This is a genomic window from Type-F symbiont of Plautia stali (assembly GCF_059731105.1).
In genome coordinates this window covers 311,595-325,572 of record NZ_AP035910.1, presented here as the reverse complement: position 1 = coordinate 325,572, position 13,978 = coordinate 311,595, and the positions used below count along the sequence as shown (strand labels likewise).

Below are 13,978 nucleotides of genomic sequence, written 5' to 3'. Positions count from 1 at the left end.
GAGCAGGGTGTTTTCAGACTTAATGCGCGGCGGGCGCTGAAGGTTTTGAGCGCTTGCGCAGCTTATCAATCAGGCGATGTGCTTCCGCTTTGGTCGCCACCGCTGGCGATGAACCGGTCAGCGGCTGCCGGGCGGTTTCACGGACGGTCAGAATAGTCAGCAGACCGATGATGCCCGCACCCATCGTGTAGTAGGCCGGCATCATGGTGTTTTTACTGGTATCGACCAGCCACGCCGTAATCAGCGGGGTGGTTCCGCCAAACAGGGAGACCGACAGGTTAAAGCCAATGGCCAGCGCACTGTAACGGATATCGGTCGTAAACAGCGCAGGCAGCGTTGAAGGCATGGTGCCGCTGAAGCAGGTGTGCAGCACGCCCAGAATCAGCAGGCCGCCGAATACTGCCCACATGTTACCGGAACCGATCAGCATAAAGCTCGGAATCGCGAGCAGGATCAGACCCACCGCACCAAAGCCAATCACCGGCCGACGCCCGATGCGGTCCGTCCAGCGGCCCCACAGCAGCGTCAGCGGCATCATCACAAACATTGCCACCATCACCAGCAGCAGGCCACTCAGTTCAGGCAGACCCAGTACGCCGGTCAGATAACTTGGCATATAGGAGGTCAGCATGTAGTTAGAGACGTTAAACAGCAGCACCAGACCGATACATTTCAGCATCGGCGCACGGTATTTGCTCAGCATCTGCATCAGGGTCAGGCGCGGTTTGCTCTGCTCCAGCGCCTCCTGTTTTTCCATGTGCTGCTGGAAGGCCGGAGTCTCTTCCAGCTTCAGTCGCACATAGAGACCAAACAGACCCAGCGGCGCGGCGATAAAGAAGGGCACGCGCCAGCCCCAGGACATCATCGCCTCGTTTGACATCAGGGTGGTCATCACCGTCACCAGGCTGGCACCCAGCAGGTAACCACCAATGGTGCCGAACTCCAGGAAGCTGCCCATGAAGCCTCGGCGTTTATCGGTAGAGTACTCCGCAATAAAGGTCGCTGCGCCGCCATATTCCCCGCCGGTCGAAAAGCCCTGGATCAGACGCGCCACCAGCAGCAGGATCGGTGCCATGATGCCAATAGAGGAATAGGCCGGAATCAGGCCGATACAGAATGTGCCAATCGACATCATGATCATCGTCATCGCCAGCACTTTCTGTCGGCCGATGCGGTCACCCAGCGGGCCAAACACCAGGCCGCCAATCGGACGGACCAGGAAGGCCGCTGCGAACGTACCAAAGGTGGCGATCAGCTGCACGGCGTTGTTGGCGTCCGGGAAGAAGACCTTGCCGATGATGACGGCGAGGTAGCTGTAAACGCCGAAGTCGAACCATTCCATCGCATTACCTAACGCGGCTGCGCCAACGGCACGCTTCAGCATGTCGTTATCGATCACGGTAATGTCATCAACAGTCAGCTCTTTTTGCTTCCTGTTCCAGAAATGTTTCTTTGCATGGTCAGACGATCTGTTTCTGGTGTCCATAAACTCCTCAACTACTGAATGAAGGAGTCTTATAGCTTTCGCAGCCGAAAATAAGGGTCAGAAGAAACCGTGGAAATGAAAGCTATAAGAAGCCGAATAAGTTTTAAGTGAAGCGGCAATTAACCGCAGGGGCAAACCTTAGACCACAATTGTAAGGTATTGCAAGTTTTCAGCGGAAATAACTACTTTTACTGACAAAGTCAGCATAGTAATCTTATTCATCTCTGCTTACGGCAATAAACATTTCGTAACATCCGGCGCAGGATGATTCCGGCCAGCAGGCGTCGCCAGGCCAGACGCGCGCCAGAATGTCTCATCCGGCAACCAGCGTAATCTGCGGATCATTTGTCTGGGGTGCAGCGCGATATTTCCGTTCGCCGCATATCCATAGCAGGATTAGTTGGTAGTTAACGCATAAATGCAGTGGCAGTGTACTGCTATTCCAGACCAACAGAGTGTTAAACATGGGCGCGTTAACATCAGCAGAATTACCGGTTATTGATTTCGCACTGTTATCGGGAGATCAACAGCAGCAGCAACAGTCACGCGAGAAACTCAGCCAGGCGGCGCGTGAGGTAGGTTTCTTCTATCTGATCAACCACGGGATCGACCGCGCGTTATCCGATGAGGTTCAGCAGGTCGCACGCCAGTTTTTTGCCCTGCCACAGGCGGACAAAAGCGCCGTCAGGATGGCCAATTCGCCTCATTTTCGCGGTTATAACCTGGCCGGCGTAGAGATAACCCGCAGCCAGCCCGATTTTCGCGAGCAGTTTGATATTGGTGCTGAACGCGAAGCGCTGCCCGTGACCGCCGACTCGCCCACGTGGCAACGGATGCAGGGCCCCAATCAGTGGCCTGAAGCCCTGCCGGAACTGCAGACCGTCGTCACCCGCTGGCAGCAGCAGATGACCGCCGTTGCGCTGGAGCTGCTGCGCGCCTTTGCCGAAGCGCTCCATCTGCCGCGCAACGCCTTTGACAATCTCTATGGCGACTATCCCAACGAACATATCAAGCTTATCCGCTACCCCGGCCGTAGCGAGGGCGAATCCCGCCAGGGCGTCGGCGCGCACAAAGATTCCGGCTTCCTGACAATGCTGCTGCAGGACGATCAGCCGGGTCTTCAGGTGGAAGTGACGCCGGATAACTGGATCGACGCCTTACCCAAACCGGGCGCATTTGTGGTGAACATTGGCGAGCTGCTGGAGCTGGCGACCAATGGCTATCTGCGCGCCACCGTTCATCGGGTGGTATCGCCCCTGCAAAGCCGCGAGCGCCTCTCTATCGCCTTTTTCCTCGGTGCGCAGCTCGATGCCGTTGTGCCGATCTACCCGCTGCCCCCGCAGCTGGCCGGGCTGGCTCAGGGACCGGCCAGCGATCCGCTCAACCCGCTGCTGCGTGAAGTCGGCTGGAATTACCTCAAAGGCCGGCTGCGTTCGCATCCGGAAGTTGCAGAGCGTTTTTATCCTGAACACACCTCCCACTAAAACCATAAGAGATAAATGATGATGATTAAAAAGCGCGTTCTGGCTCTGGCCGGTCTTTCACTGCTGATTGCTCAAAGTCTGCAGGCTGCGCCGCTGCGTGTGGCTGCGGATCCGGTGCCACACGCCGAAATTCTGGAGTATGTTAAAACGCTGGATCCCAAACTCGACATCAGGATCGTGGAGCTGAGCGGTGGGGTAAACGCCAATGAACTGCTCGCCTCCGGGGATGTGGATGCGAACTACTTCCAGCATCTGCCCTACCTGAAAGATCAGGAAAAGGCGCTGGGTAAGACCTTTGCCGTCGTCGCCAGTGTGCACATTGAGCCACTGGGGATCTACTCGCGCAAAGTGAAGTCGCTGGCGGCGTTGCCAGAGGGTGCCAGCATTGCGGTACCCAACAACACCACCAACCTGAGCCGTGCGCTGTGGCTGCTGCAGGATAAAGGGGTCATTAAACTCCGGGCGCAGGGTGAAGCGGGCTCCACGCTGGTGACGCCGAAAGATATCAGCGAAAACCCGAAGAAAATCAAAATCATCGAGATTGAATCGCCTCAGTTGCCACGCTCGCTGGATGATGTTGATGCCGCGATTATCAACGGCAACTATGCGCTGGAAGCGGGGCTGAATCCGGCCAAAGATGCGCTGGGTCTGGAGTCCGCTGCGCATAACCCGTATGCCAACCTGCTGGTCACCACCCCGGCACTGGAAAAAGATCCCCGCGTCGTGCAGCTGGCAAAGGATCTGCGTTCGCCGCAGGTGGCCGCGTTTATCCGGAAAAACTACCAGGGCTCCGTGATTCCGGTCGCGGATAATCAGCATGATTAATATCCGTCACCTCAGCAAACAGTATGCTGGCGCACCCGCGCCAGCGTTAGACGATATCTCTCTCACCATCAGTGAAGGGTCGATCTTCGGCATACTGGGGCGAAGCGGGGCGGGTAAAAGCACGCTGCTGCGCTGCCTGAACCGGCTGGAGAGTCCCTCCAGCGGTCTGATTGAGATCGATGGGGAAGATATCTCCCGGCTGAGTCTGGCGCAGCTCCGTCAGCAACGGCAGCAGATGGGGATGATCTTTCAGCACTTCAATCTGCTCCATTCCCGCAACGTGCGGGACAATATTGACCTGGCGCTGGAGATTGCCGGGATACCCAAGGCCGAACGCCACGCCCGCGTGACTTCGCTGCTGGATCTGGTGGGACTGACAGCCTTTGCAACGGCCTGGCCATCGCAGCTCTCCGGGGGACAGAAACAGCGCGTCGGCATCGCCCGCGCGCTGGCAGCCCGTCCCCGCTACCTGCTGTGCGATGAGGCGACCAGTGCACTGGACCCGGAAACCACCCTCTCCATTCTTGATCTGCTGGCAGATATTCAGCAGCAGCTGAATATCACCATCGTCCTGATCACGCATGAGATGGCGGTCGTGAAGCGTATCTGTGACGGTGCCGCGCTGCTGGAGAAGGGGCAGCTGGTGGAAAGCGGCACCCTCAGCCAGATCATGGGACGCGAAGAGGGCCGTCTCCGCACGATGCTGCTGAAGGATGGCGAGGCGGACAGGGCGTTTATCGAAAAATATCAGCGGGAGGCTCTTACCCGATGCGTAGCATGACCCGCGATCGTTTTCAGGAACTGCTGCTGAATGCCACGGGTGAAACGCTCTATATGGTGCTGCTGGCAGCGCTTTTTACCGTCGCTATCGGATTGCCGGTGGGTGTCCTGCTGTTTCTGACCCGTCCACAGGGTATTCTGCCCAATCGCGCCATCTCTCTCCTGCTGAATACGCTGGTGAATACCGGACGCGCGCTGCCGTTTGTCGTGCTCCTGATCGCGCTTATCCCCTTTACCCGCCTGCTGGTTGGTACCACGCTGGGCAGTACGGCTGCGATTGTACCGATTACCCTGGGGGCGTTTCCCTTCTTTGCGCGCATCGTGGAGAACGCGCTGGATGAAGTCGATCGCGGCCGCATTGAGGCGGTGGTGTCGATGGGGGGCAATCTGTGGCATATCGTCAGCCGCGTGCTGCTGCCGGAGGCGTTGCCTGCGCTGGTGGCAGGGATTACCCTGACGATAGTGATGCTGATTGGCTTCTCGGCGATGGCCGGCGTGGTCGGCGGCGGCGGACTGGGGGATCTGGCGATTCGCTACGGCTATCAGCGCTTCGATAATCAGATTATGGCAGCGACCATTGTCGTGCTGCTGGCGCTGGTGATGCTGATTCAGAAACTGGGCGACTGGCTGGTGCGCTCGCTGGCTTATCGTCGTTAACGACTGACCGTATGGCGTCAGGCCGCCATACGGCTGAACAGGCCGATCTCGCCGCAGAAAGCGTTAATCCCCGCCTCTGTTTCCGTCATCATTAACACATATATAATCCGGCGTGTCTTTTAAGAATAAAAAAAGATGTCTGGAGATATAGTGCAGAGTGACCAGCAAAATCATGTTAATTCATAATGACGTTATCTGTTATCAGCGTCACGATGGCGTGTCGCTAAATAAGGATAAGGGAATAATTTTCCCTGGCTAAGGAGAGGGAGTTACGTAATGACGTTGGGTGAATTTGCTTTCGGACCTGTTTTTCTTTCTGTTTTTGCATTTTGCATTCAGCTACTAAACAAATCAAAACCTGTTACAAATTACAGGAAGTTATTGATTTCACTGCCTGTCACTCTGCTGGTCTGTTTCCTGTATCCACTGACCAGTGTATATCTGACACAGAGATATACCCTGTCTGATTCGTTTTATTTTTATTGTTTAGTGAGTTTTTTATTCTCAATCTGTTTGAACACGGTTATCTTTCTGATCATCAACGTTAAATATAAGAGAAGCTAGTTATCCTGTTTCAGTTATAGCGCCTGCCTTTGTATGTTTCTGACTCTTATTCAGGTAGCCTGCACTGATGATGCGATTGATTTACGCAATTGTTTAATCAACCGACCGCCTGGCGCTTCTCCCTTTTACGTTTAACCGTCCCTGAAACATCCCTGCTGGCGACAGCTTCACCTGAACAGTAAATGCGGTCAGCCGAATCTCTGCATACGTTGCCACTTGCTAACCTACTAACCGTAACCTACCTTTAGTAGCTTAATGGCTAATCAGGTAAGGTGACGACGATGCATGCACTCATAGTAACTGCCCATCCCAATCATGATGCTCACACCCATCGCATTGCGGACCAGCTTGCGCAGGGGGTTCTGGCGTCAGGCCACCATACGGTTGAACAGGCCGATCTCGCCGCTGAGGGGTTCGACCCGCGTTTTACGCTCAGCGATCACCAACGTTTTAACGGTGAGGCTGCAACTCCGCCGGATGTGCTGGCCGAGCAGCAGCGGCTGGATCGTGCTGATGCGCTGGTGCTGGTCTACCCGATTTACTGGTGGTCATTTCCGGCGCAGCTCAAGGGCTGGATCGATCGGGTCTTTATTGCAGGCTGGGCCTTCGACGAGCAGGATGACCGGATAGTGAAGCGCCTCGGACATCTTCCCGTGCATCTGATCGCGCTGGGTGCAGCCGATACGCGAACTTTCATGCGCCGCGGCTATTTCGGCAGCATGCGGAATCTGATCGATCATGGCATCTTTGATTATTGTGGCGCGCCGGTGGTTACCAGCGAGTTGCTACTGACCAGCGACGAGGGATTTCCTGAGTCACACTATCAGCGGGCGCAGCAATGGGGGCAACGGATTTTTGCCCGTGAGGAAAGCGCATGACCGCGAAAAAGTCTTCCCCTAAACGTCTGTCACGCGAGGCGCGTCGCCGACAGCTGGCAGAAGTCGCCTGGCAGATCATGCAGGCCGAAGGCAGCGAGGCGCTGACGCTGGCCCGGGTGGGTGAGGCAGCGGGCGTCAGTAAGCCCGTCGTTTACGATCACTTCACGACCCGTCATGGTCTGCTGGCGGCATTGTATGACGATTTCGATCGCCGCCAGACCGATCGGATGGAAGCGGCCATGGAGGCTGCGCCGATGCAGATGCAGCAAAAAGCGGCCGTGCTCGCAGCCTGTTACGTGGATTGTGTGATGACGGAAGGACGTGAAATTCCTGAACTCCTTTCCGCGCTCAGCACCACGCCTGAACTCGCTGCGGTAAAACGTCACTATCAGCTCGACTTTATCGCCCGCTGTCAGCGCTGGTTTGCTCCATTTACGGGCAGCAGCGGGATGGCCGAAGCAGGCATGTGGGGCTTGCTGGGGGGCGCGGATGCTATCGCAGGCGCGGTGGCACGGGGCGATATCGATAAACAGGCAGGCGAGCAGGCGATCACCGCGCTTGTCGTGGCGCTGGTGGCAGGCAGTCGTACACCGGCAGAGGAAGCGTAAAAAAAGGCGGCCCGCAGGCCGCCGAATCCTTCAACCACAACAGAGGTTGTGTAAGCAGTGGCAACGTACAATGATGATCGTTTAGCCTTTCACCCCGCCCGCGGTTAAGCCGCTGACCAGCCAGCGCTGGGCCAGCAGGAAGACCAGGGTAATCGGAATCGCAGAGAGCACCGCAGCGGCGGCAAAGTCGCCCCACAGATAGTTCTGCGGATTGAGATACTGCTGCATCCCGACCGCAAGGGTGTAGCTGTTAACATCGCGCAGCAGCAGCGAGGCGACCGGCACCTCTGTCACCGCCGCGATAAAGGCCAGAATAAACACCACCGCCAGAATCGGCACCGACAGCGGCAGCAGCACCAGCCGGAACGCCTGCCACGGGGTGGCACCATCCAGCGCCGCCGCCTCTTCCAGCGAACCGTCGATGGTTTCGAAATAGCCTTTTATCGTCCAGACATGCAGCGCAATGCCGCCAAGATAGGCGAAGATCACGCCGCCGTGGGTATTCAGCCCGATAAACGGAAGATACTGGCCGAGCCGGTCAAACAGCGCGTAGAGGGCCACCAGCGACAGCACCGCCGGGAACATCTGGAAAATCAGCATCCCCTTCAGCAGGCTGGCACGGCCGGTAAAGCGCATGCGGGCAAACGCATAGGCGCAGGTGGTGGAGAGCGCCACGATGCCCAGCGCACTGATGGCCGCGATCTTAACCGAGTTCCATAACCAGAGCAGCACCGGGAAGGGTGGCGGTGTGACCCGTCCATCCGCATGTTCCACGCTGAAACCCAGCGCCAGACGCCAGTGCTCCCATGAGATCTGCTCCGGGATGAGGCTGCCGGTGGCGAAATTACCGGCGCGCAGCGAAATCGCCACCACCATCAGCAGCGGAAAGAGAATCGCTGCGATAAATAACAGCAGCAGCAGATGCGTGGTCAGCAGACGCAGCCGTTGCGATTTGGGTTGTACCATAGCCATAACAGCTCCTTAAACCTGATCCATCAGGCGATTTGATTTGTCAGTCTGAACCCGGACCGTGCTTACCATCCTCACGGTCCGGGTCTGCGCCTGTCGGGCCAGACGCTTAGTCGAATTTCATCCGCGAGGCTTTCAGGTTGATCACCGCCAGCGCACCCACCAGCAGGAAGATCAGGGTGGCAATCGCCGCCGCCAGACCAAAGTCCTGCCCGCCGCCGCCTTCAAAGGCGATACGCCAGGTGTAGTTCACCAGCAGATCCGTATACCCGGCTGGCGTGGTGGTACCGAGACGATCGGGCCCGCCGTTGGTCAGTAACTGCACCAGCACAAAGTTATTAAAGTTGAAGGCAAAGCTGGCAATCATCAGCGGCATCAGCGGTTTCAGCAGCAGCGGCAGGGTGATCAGGAAAAAGTTCTGCAATGGGCCTGCGCCATCCATCGCCGAGGCTTCATAGAGATCGTCCGGAATCGCCTTCAGCAGCCCCATGCAGAGGATCATCATGTAGGGGTAGCCCAGCCAGGTATTCACAATGATCAGCATGGTACGCGCCAGCGTCGGATCGCTGAACCAGGCGGGTTTCACACCAAACAGCGCGCTGAGCATCACGTTGATCTCACCGAAGCTCTGGTTAAACAGCCCTTTGAAAATCAGAATCGAGATAAACGCGGGCACGGCATAGGGCAGGATCAGCATCACCCGGTAAACGGCTTTGCCGCGCAGCGCCTCCCACTGCACCAGACAGGCGAGCACCATGCCGACGGCGACGGTGAGCACCACGGTGACCAGCGAGAAGAAGAGCGTCCAGCCAAAAATCGCCAGGAACGGTTTCTGAATCCCTTCGTCGGTAAAGACCCGCAGGAAGTTTTTCCAGCCGGTATTCACGGTGAAGCCGGGGCTCAGCGTTTCGTTGTCCCATTTATTGTCGGCGATGACGGCCTGATAAAAACCGGTCTGCGGATTGGCGCGATAGTGCACGCCACTCTGCTGATTGATCAGCTCATCCGGCGCGCCCACCCGGTAGAGCGGCTGAGTTCCGGAGAACTGGCGCAGCGAACTCATCCGCAGCTGACGGCCATCCGGCAGCTCAGCATGGATCTGGCTCAGCGCCTGGCGATGGGTGGTGATGACCCTCAGGGTCGCCCGCTCACCCGCTGGCGGCGTCGCGGGGGCCATTTTCAGCGTCTGTTCAGCGCCAAACTGAAACGGCGGCGAGACAAAGTCTGCTTTGCCATCGTTCAGCACCAGCTGCCAGCGGTCGCCAGCCGGGAAGAGTGCGAAACTGACGGCGTCCCCCGACTGGAAGGTGCGGCTCAGCAGTACCTGTTGCGCGCGCTCAAAGGTCAGCTGATTGGTGCTGCTGTAGTTGGTGAACGCAATGGCCACGGTGCAGGCGAGGGGGAACAGGACAAACAGCGCCATCCCGGCCACGCCGGGATAGACATAACGCCACGCATAGGCGCGACGGTTGGCGTAAATCCACAGCCCGGTGGCACTGAGGATCAGCGTCAGCAGCGCAAACAGATATTCGCCCTGCGCGTACATCAGCACCAGCAGATAGCCGACCAGCAGACAGCCCATTCCGATGAGAACGCCCTTTAACAGCAGACTGTGCGTTTTCGGTTTTCCTGACATGATGCGGTTTTCCTTAACGGTCACTCAGGCCGGGTTGCCCCGGCGGCAGGGAAAAATTATTTCTTCAGACGCGCCTGGGCATCTTTCAGTGCGGCGTCAACGCTCTGACGACCGCCCAGGGCATTCAGCGTGGCGGTGCGCATCGCGTACCAGAATGCGGCCATCTGCGGGATATTCGGCATGATGTCACCCTGACGGGCGTTGGTCATGGTGGCAGCGATACGGGAATCTTTTTCCAGCGTCTGCTGGAACGATTTCAGCGCCACCGCGCCCAGCGGCTTATCTTTATTGACCGCATCCAGGCCGGCATCGGTCAGCAGGTAGTTCTCCAGGAACTCCTTCGCCAGCTCTTTATTCGGACTGGCGGCGTTGATCCCGGCGCTCAGCACACCAACAAACGCCTTAGAGGGTTTACCGTTCAGCGTTGGCAGCGTGGTCACGCCATAGTCGATCCCGCTCTTGTCGATGTTGCTCCATGCCCAGGGGCCGTTGATCGTCATCGCGGTTTCCCCTTTGTTAAAGGCCGCCTCGGCAATTGAATAATCGGTATCCGCATTCAGGGTTTTAGCTTTGACCTGATCGACCAGGAACTGCATCCCGGCTTTCGCGCCCGCGTTATCCACGCCGACATCCTTCACGTCATAGCGCCCGTCGGTCAGCTTAAAGGCGTAAGCTCCGCCAGCGGCCAGCAGTGGCCAGGTAAAGTAGGGTTCCTGCAGGTTGAACATAATGGCGCTTTTGCCCTTAGCGCGCAGTTGCTTATCGAGACCGGCCATCTCTTCCCAGGTTTTTGGCGGATTAGGCAGCAGCTTTTTGTTGTAGATCAGCGAGAGTGACTCGACCGAGATCGGGTAGCCAATCAGCTTGCCGTCAAAGCGAACCGCATCCCAGGTGAAGGGGAAAATCTTCTGCTGGAAGCTGGCGTCCGGGCTGATTTCCGCCAGCAGGCCCGACTGCGCATAGCCGCCAAACCGGTCGTGCGCCCAGAAGATAATGTCCGGACCATCGCCCGTCGCCGCCACCTGCGGATACTTCTCTTCCATTTTGTCAGGATGTTCAACGGTGACTTTGATGCCGGTCTCCTGCTCAAATTTCTTACCCACTTCAGCAAGACCGTTATAGCCCTTGTCACCGTTGATCCAGATGACCAGTTTACCTTCCTCAATCTTTGCCATCGCGCTGGCCGAAAAGAGCACGGCAGAGAGGGCCGAGAGGGCCGAGAGGGCCAGAATTCTTGCTCCGGTTTTCATCGTCATAAATTCATCCTGTTAGCGGAAGTGGTGAAGACTCTGTCGGCATCATTGTGCGTATCCACACCGGCATCTCATCCTCCTCTGCTCTACGCCCCGCCGCCCATCACTGTGATCGCGCTGGCAAAAAGCGTCCGGAGCGGGAGATGGCGCGGCAAAAAATCGTGCAGGTCTGCGTGAACGATCACAAAAAACCGCGGCGGCGCGCTGGCTGCCTCGTCGGCCGCGGTTTCTCCTCCTCCCGTCTCCTCCCCCAGTGGATTGCGCTGCGGTGGAGGATGTGACCGCCGGTTTCCTCTCGCATAGTGAGCCCCGGAACCCGTCTGCCGCTGAGCAGACACGAATGTGCAGCTAAGAGGGAAGGGATCATGGCGAGCGTTGTGCTACGCAATGTCACAAAAGCCTGGGGCGAAACGGTGGTGTCGAAAGAGATCGATCTCACCATTCGTGAAGGGGAATTTGTTGTTTTCGTCGGCCCGTCGGGCTGTGGCAAATCGACGCTGCTGCGCATGATTGCCGGACTGGAAACCATCACCAGCGGCGAGCTGCTCATTGGCGACCGGCGCATGAATGAGGTGCCGCCTGCCGAGCGCGGCATCGGCATGGTGTTTCAGTCTTATGCGCTCTATCCGCACCTGTCCGTAGCGGAAAACATGTCTTTTGGCCTGAAACTGGCCGGGGTAAAAAAGGCTGAAATCCATCAGCGGGTCAATCAGGTGGCCGAAATTCTGCAGCTGGCGCACCTGCTCGATCGCCGGCCAAAAGCCCTCTCAGGGGGGCAGCGTCAGCGCGTCGCCATCGGCCGCACGCTGGTGGCGGAACCGCGCGTCTTCCTGCTGGATGAACCGCTGTCCAACCTCGACGCAGCCCTGCGCGTTCAGATGCGCATTGAGATCTCTCGTCTGCATAAGCGCCTGAAGCGCACCATGATTTACGTGACCCACGATCAGATCGAAGCGATGACGCTGGCTGACAAAATTGTGGTGCTCGATGCCGGGCGCATCGCGCAGGTCGGCAAGCCGCTGGAGCTCTATCACTATCCCGCCAACCGCTTTGTCGCCGGATTTATCGGCTCACCCAAAATGAATTTCCTGCCGGTCAAAGTGACCGCCACCGCCCTCGATCAGGTTCAGGTCCGTCTGCCGAATCAGCAGCTGGTCTGGCTGCCGGTTGACAGCGCCGGCGTACTGGTCGGCAGCAATATGTCACTGGGCATTCGCCCGGAACATCTGCTCTCCAGCGATATCGCCGACGTCACCCTTGAAGGGGAAGTGCAGGTGGTGGAACAGCTGGGGCATGAAACACAGATCCACATCGAGATTCCCGCAATCCGTCAGAACCTGGTCTACCGCCAGGAGGACGTCGTGCTGGTAAAAGAGGGCGCGATCCTGGCGATTGGCCTGCCGCCCGAGCGTTGTCACCTGTTCCGCGAGGACGGGAGCGCGTGCCGCAGGCTGTACCAGGAGCCGGGTGTGTAGCCCTGCCAAAACAATAAAAGCCATGACCTCAGGAGATAGAAAATGTTAACTCTGCGCAAACTTCCCGTTGCCGTTGCCGTCGCGGTGGGCACGCTCTCCGCCCCGACGATGGCGGTCGATTTCACCGGCTATGCCCGTTCCGGCATCGGCTGGACAGGCAGCGGTGGTGAACAGCAATGTTTTCAGGCCACCGGTGCTCAAAGTAAATACCGTCTGGGTAACGAATGTGAAACCTACGCCGAACTGAAATTAGGTCAGGAAGTGTGGAAAGAGGGCGACAAAAGCTTCTATTTCGACACCAACGTGGCTTACTCCGTAGCCCAGCAGAACGACTGGGAAGCCACCTCACCGGCATTCCGTGAAGCCAATGTGAAAGGGAAAAACCTGATCGATGCGCTGCCAGGATCGACCCTCTGGGCCGGTAAGCGTTTCTATCAGCGTCATGACGTTCATATGATCGACTTCTACTACTGGGATATCTCCGGACCGGGTGCCGGTCTGGAAGATGTCGATCTCGGCTTCGGTAAACTCTCCTTCGCGGCAACCCGCTCCTCGGAAGCGGGCGGTTCTTACACCTTCTCCAGCGATCGTATCCGTGACTTCGCCACCAGCACCGCGAATGACGTGTTTGATGTGCGCCTGGCGGGTCTGGAAACCAACCCGGATGGCGTGCTGGAGCTGGGGGTCGATTACGGTCGTGCCAATGCCCGTGACGACTACCGTCTGGAAGATGGCGCCTCAAAAGATGGCTGGATGTTCACCGCCGAACATACCCAGAGCATGCTTAAGGGCTACAACAAATTTGTACTGCAGTACGCCACCGACGCGATGACCTCGCAGGGCAAAGGGGTGCCGCAGGGCACCAGTCTCAATAACAACGGTGACATGTACCGCATCCTCGACCACGGAGCGATCTCGCTGGCAGAACGCTGGGACCTGATGTACGTCGCCATGTATCAGAACATCGATCTGGATAACGACCGCGGCACCGAGTGGTACACCGTCGGCGTGCGTCCGATGTACAAATGGACGCCGATCATGAGTACGTTGCTGGAACTGGGCTATGACAATGTGAAGTCACAGCAGGCCAGCGAGCGCAACGGCCAGTACAAAGTGACGCTGGCACAGCAGTGGCAGGCGGGTGACAGCATCTGGTCACGTCCGGCGCTGCGTCTGTTCGCTACCTATGCCAAATGGGATGAGAAGTGGGGCTACAACAAAGACAGCGCCGGCGATCTCACCACCTTCGCCTCGGCTGACTCTACCGGCAACGGCATCCTGACCAACAGCCGCGGTAATAACGACGAATTTACCTTCGGCGCGCAGATGGAAATCTGGTGGTAAACCCGCACCGTTTCTGACG

General features: G+C 57.6%; 12 protein-coding genes. 8 read left to right on the top strand and 4 right to left on the bottom strand.

Translation table 11 applies throughout. The annotated features are described in order from the left end of the window. Positions 1-19 precede the first annotated feature (19 nt). Positions 20-1,486 (bottom strand): glycine betaine/L-proline transporter ProP, encoded by a 1,467-nt coding sequence (gene proP / locus AC6I7A_RS20975; RefSeq protein ID WP_058957796.1) that lies wholly within the window; start codon positions 1,484-1,486, stop codon positions 20-22. A gap of 464 nt (positions 1,487-1,950) precedes the next feature. Here proP and AC6I7A_RS20970 point away from each other — a divergent pair, with 464 nt between their 5' ends. The 6 genes from AC6I7A_RS20970 to AC6I7A_RS20945 all read left to right on the top strand — a co-directional run bounded on the left by AC6I7A_RS20970 (position 1,951) and on the right by AC6I7A_RS20945 (position 7,282). After that, positions 1,951-2,970, top strand: coding sequence for an isopenicillin N synthase family dioxygenase (locus AC6I7A_RS20970; protein WP_046102905.1), 1,020 nt, complete (start codon positions 1,951-1,953; stop codon positions 2,968-2,970). A 21-nt stretch (positions 2,971-2,991) separates the two neighbouring features. Then, complete coding sequence (locus tag AC6I7A_RS20965) at positions 2,992-3,795, top strand: MetQ/NlpA family ABC transporter substrate-binding protein (RefSeq protein ID WP_033736835.1); 804 nt, start codon at positions 2,992-2,994, stop codon at positions 3,793-3,795. Next, positions 3,788-4,576, top strand: a complete 789-nt coding sequence (locus tag AC6I7A_RS20960; RefSeq protein WP_058957797.1) for a methionine ABC transporter ATP-binding protein — start codon at positions 3,788-3,790, stop codon at positions 4,574-4,576. The genes AC6I7A_RS20965 and AC6I7A_RS20960 overlap by 8 nt, the downstream gene beginning before the upstream one ends. Next, positions 4,564-5,232, top strand: a complete 669-nt coding sequence (locus tag AC6I7A_RS20955; RefSeq protein WP_033736777.1) for a methionine ABC transporter permease — start codon at positions 4,564-4,566, stop codon at positions 5,230-5,232. Before AC6I7A_RS20960 ends, AC6I7A_RS20955 begins: the two co-directional genes overlap by 13 nt. 845 nt (positions 5,233-6,077) lie before the next feature. Continuing rightward, on the top strand, positions 6,078-6,674 hold the full coding sequence (locus AC6I7A_RS20950; RefSeq protein ID WP_058957798.1) for an NAD(P)H-dependent oxidoreductase: 597 nt from the start codon (positions 6,078-6,080) through the stop codon (positions 6,672-6,674). Next, positions 6,671-7,282: a TetR/AcrR family transcriptional regulator gene (locus AC6I7A_RS20945; protein WP_058957799.1), complete on the top strand. Its 612-nt coding sequence runs from the start codon at positions 6,671-6,673 to the stop codon at positions 7,280-7,282. The genes AC6I7A_RS20950 and AC6I7A_RS20945 overlap by 4 nt, the downstream gene beginning before the upstream one ends. Positions 7,283-7,363: 81 nt before the next feature. Here the strand turns inward: AC6I7A_RS20945 and malG are convergent, their stop codons facing one another. The 3 genes from malG to malE form a co-directional block, all read right to left on the bottom strand. Next, positions 7,364-8,254 (bottom strand): maltose ABC transporter permease MalG, encoded by an 891-nt coding sequence (gene malG / locus AC6I7A_RS20940; protein WP_009093054.1) that lies wholly within the window; start codon positions 8,252-8,254, stop codon positions 7,364-7,366. Between the two features lie 106 nt (positions 8,255-8,360). Next, positions 8,361-9,887, bottom strand: coding sequence for a maltose ABC transporter permease MalF (gene malF, locus AC6I7A_RS20935; RefSeq protein WP_058957800.1), 1,527 nt, complete (start codon positions 9,885-9,887; stop codon positions 8,361-8,363). 56 nt (positions 9,888-9,943) lie between these two features. Then, positions 9,944-11,143, bottom strand: a complete 1,200-nt coding sequence (gene malE / locus AC6I7A_RS20930; RefSeq protein ID WP_058957801.1) for a maltose/maltodextrin ABC transporter substrate-binding protein MalE — start codon at positions 11,141-11,143, stop codon at positions 9,944-9,946. Positions 11,144-11,505: 362 nt separating this feature from the next. On the opposite strand from malE, the gene malK reads away from it, so the two are divergent. Together malK and AC6I7A_RS20920 are read left to right on the top strand one after the other, a co-directional pair. Then, positions 11,506-12,615: a maltose/maltodextrin ABC transporter ATP-binding protein MalK gene (gene malK, locus AC6I7A_RS20925; protein WP_009093048.1), complete on the top strand. Its 1,110-nt coding sequence runs from the start codon at positions 11,506-11,508 to the stop codon at positions 12,613-12,615. 42 nt (positions 12,616-12,657) lie between these two features. Next, on the top strand, positions 12,658-13,959 hold the full coding sequence (locus tag AC6I7A_RS20920) for a maltoporin (protein WP_058957802.1): 1,302 nt from the start codon (positions 12,658-12,660) through the stop codon (positions 13,957-13,959). The last annotated feature ends 19 nt before the right edge of the window (positions 13,960-13,978 follow it).

Excerpts from the sequence above, each read along its gene's own strand:
- proP (WP_058957796.1), bottom strand. The coding sequence starts at position 1,486 with ATGGACACCAGAAACAGATCGTCTGACCATGCAAAGAAACATTTCTGG.
- AC6I7A_RS20970 (WP_046102905.1), top strand. The coding sequence starts at position 1,951 with ATGGGCGCGTTAACATCAGCAGAATTACCGGTTATTGATTTCGCACTG.
- AC6I7A_RS20965 (WP_033736835.1), top strand. The coding sequence starts at position 2,992 with ATGATTAAAAAGCGCGTTCTGGCTCTGGCCGGTCTTTCACTGCTGATT.
- AC6I7A_RS20960 (WP_058957797.1), top strand. The coding sequence starts at position 3,788 with ATGATTAATATCCGTCACCTCAGCAAACAGTATGCTGGCGCACCCGCG.
- AC6I7A_RS20955 (WP_033736777.1), top strand. The coding sequence starts at position 4,564 with ATGCGTAGCATGACCCGCGATCGTTTTCAGGAACTGCTGCTGAATGCC.
- AC6I7A_RS20950 (WP_058957798.1), top strand. The coding sequence starts at position 6,078 with ATGCATGCACTCATAGTAACTGCCCATCCCAATCATGATGCTCACACC.
- AC6I7A_RS20945 (WP_058957799.1), top strand. The coding sequence starts at position 6,671 with ATGACCGCGAAAAAGTCTTCCCCTAAACGTCTGTCACGCGAGGCGCGT.
- malG (WP_009093054.1), bottom strand. The coding sequence starts at position 8,254 with ATGGCTATGGTACAACCCAAATCGCAACGGCTGCGTCTGCTGACCACG.
- malF (WP_058957800.1), bottom strand. The coding sequence starts at position 9,887 with ATGTCAGGAAAACCGAAAACGCACAGTCTGCTGTTAAAGGGCGTTCTC.
- malE (WP_058957801.1), bottom strand. The coding sequence starts at position 11,143 with ATGACGATGAAAACCGGAGCAAGAATTCTGGCCCTCTCGGCCCTCTCG.
- malK (WP_009093048.1), top strand. The coding sequence starts at position 11,506 with ATGGCGAGCGTTGTGCTACGCAATGTCACAAAAGCCTGGGGCGAAACG.
- AC6I7A_RS20920 (WP_058957802.1), top strand. The coding sequence starts at position 12,658 with ATGTTAACTCTGCGCAAACTTCCCGTTGCCGTTGCCGTCGCGGTGGGC.